The organism is Dietzia sp. CQ4 (assembly GCF_014145125.1).
GTDB lineage: Bacteria > Actinomycetota > Actinomycetes > Mycobacteriales > Mycobacteriaceae > Dietzia > Dietzia natronolimnaea.
In genome coordinates this window covers 1-1,890 of sequence record NZ_JAALDZ010000274.1, presented here as the reverse complement: position 1 = coordinate 1,890, position 1,890 = coordinate 1, and the positions used below count along the sequence as shown (strand labels likewise).

The 1,890-nt window shown below is 72.8% G+C and carries 2 protein-coding genes; both read left to right on the top strand.

Going from position 1 to position 1,890, the window contains the following annotated elements; all coding sequences use genetic code 11:
* Nucleotides 1-1,084, top strand: a 1,084-nt coding sequence (locus tag G6031_RS14680; RefSeq protein ID WP_182653648.1) for a TM0106 family RecB-like putative nuclease, incomplete at its 5' end; no start/stop codon positions are given.
* Nucleotides 1,085-1,261: 177 nt separating this feature from the next.
* Nucleotides 1,262-1,890: hypothetical protein (locus G6031_RS14675; RefSeq protein ID WP_206682167.1), on the top strand; the 629-nt coding region annotated here is incomplete at its 3' end.

Below are 1,890 nucleotides of genomic sequence, written 5' to 3'. Positions count from 1 at the left end.
GCTGGGGTACGCGGCCCCGCACCCGGTCGGGGCGGTGCTGGGCTTGGGGTCCGCGCGCGCGGTGGTCCACGAACTCGAGCCGGTCCTGGCCGCGGCCGACCGGAACCACGCCACGCGGCTGGCGGTCCTCCGCGGCGAGCTCGACACGGTGCCCAGCCGGGTGGGCGAGTGCCGTACCTGCCCGTGGTGGGAGGGCTGGGACGACCGGGGGACGCCCGTGACCGGGTGCCGAGACCACCTGGTCATCGCGGACGACGTGAGTCTGGTGGTGGGTGGTGGACAGGTGGGACCGGTCCGTGCGGCGGGGTTCCGCACGGTGGCGGACCTCGCCGAGGCAGGGCCCGAGCGTCCGCCGGACTGGAACGGCGAACCGTTCTCCGACGCCGTGCTGAGGGCCCGTGCGCACCGGGACGGCGAGGTCGTCGTCCCCAAGGTGGCCCGCCCCGCCATCCCGCGCGCGGACGTGGAGGTGGACGTGGACCTGGAGAGTCATCTGGACGACGGTGCCTACCTGTGGGGGACCCTGCTCACGCTGCGGGACGGGCGTCGCCTCGAGGCCGAGGGCTACCGGCCGTTCGCCACCTGGGCACGGTTGCCGGACCCGGACGAGGGTCGCTCGTTCGCCGAGTTCTGGCGCTGGCTCACCGGCATCCGGGACAGGGCCGAGGGGCAGGGTCGCACCTTCCGCGCGTACTGCTACTCGAGGTCCGCGGAGAACGGCTGGATGCTCTCGACCGCCACCAGGTTCGGGCCGGAGGGCACGGTGGCCGTCGTCAGAGGCGTCCCCTCGGTATCCGAGGTGCGGGGGTTCATCTCCTCGCCCCGGTGGGTCGACGTCCATGAGGCGGTGGCCACCCAGTTCGTCTCCACCTCCGGGCTCGGGCTCAAGGTGGTGGCGCCGGTGGCCGGATTCCACTGGCGCGACCCGGACGCCGGGGGCGAGCAGTCGATCGGGTGGTACCGGGATGCGCAGGCCTCGAGGGGGGTCGAGCGGGATTCCGGCAGGGAGCGCATCCTCGCGTACAACGAGGACGACGTCCGCGCGACCCGGGCTGTGCGGGAGTGGATTTCGGGCGGTTTCTAACCGAGTTCTCACTGAGAGGGAGCTGTTGCTTTCCTTAAATTCAGGGATATGGTGGGGGAGAAGGGCCAAAGTTTACGACGCTACCCCGGCGTCGTCACCTATGCCCGGAAGCCCATCCCTCACGGGCGTCCCGTCGCGAACCCACGCGGATGCCGCGCCATATAAGGAGACGAACCCATGACGTTCTCGATCCGTAGGGCCGCTGCCGTCGCAGCCGCCACCGCCCTCGCCCTCTCCGGGGCGACCGCTGTCGCCTCCGCCCAGGACGGCACCGGAAGCCTGTCCGCCGACAGCCTCGGAGCCGACAGCCTGGGCACGTTGAGCAGCGGAAGCGAGGGCAGCGGCGACTCGGCCGGCGAGGGCTCCCTCCCGCAGGACCTCGGCTCGCTCATCCTCGAGGCCAACGCCACCGGGGAGGGCTCCCTCGACACCTCGGGCTCCGCCATCTTCGGCGAGCCCTCCACCGGTTCCCTGGCGCCCCTCGCGGGGTCGGTCATCGACGCCGCCGGGTCCATCACCCTGACCGACCCGGCACCCGGCACCGGCTCCGTCGACGCCAGTGGGTCCCTCCTGGACGAGTCGCTCGTCGGTTCGGTCGAGCCGGCCGCGGCGTCGGTCGCCGGCTCGCTCGGGGTCGGCGACGGCGCCACCCTGGTCCTCGGCTCGGACGCCGGTTCCCTGCCGGGTGCCGGGTCACTGGGCCCTCTGGTGCTGGTGGGCGGGTCCGCCGCCGTCGGCGCCGGCATCTACTTCGCGCCGCAGATCCACCAGGCGCTCACCGATGCGGGCATCGTCCTGCCGCCGCT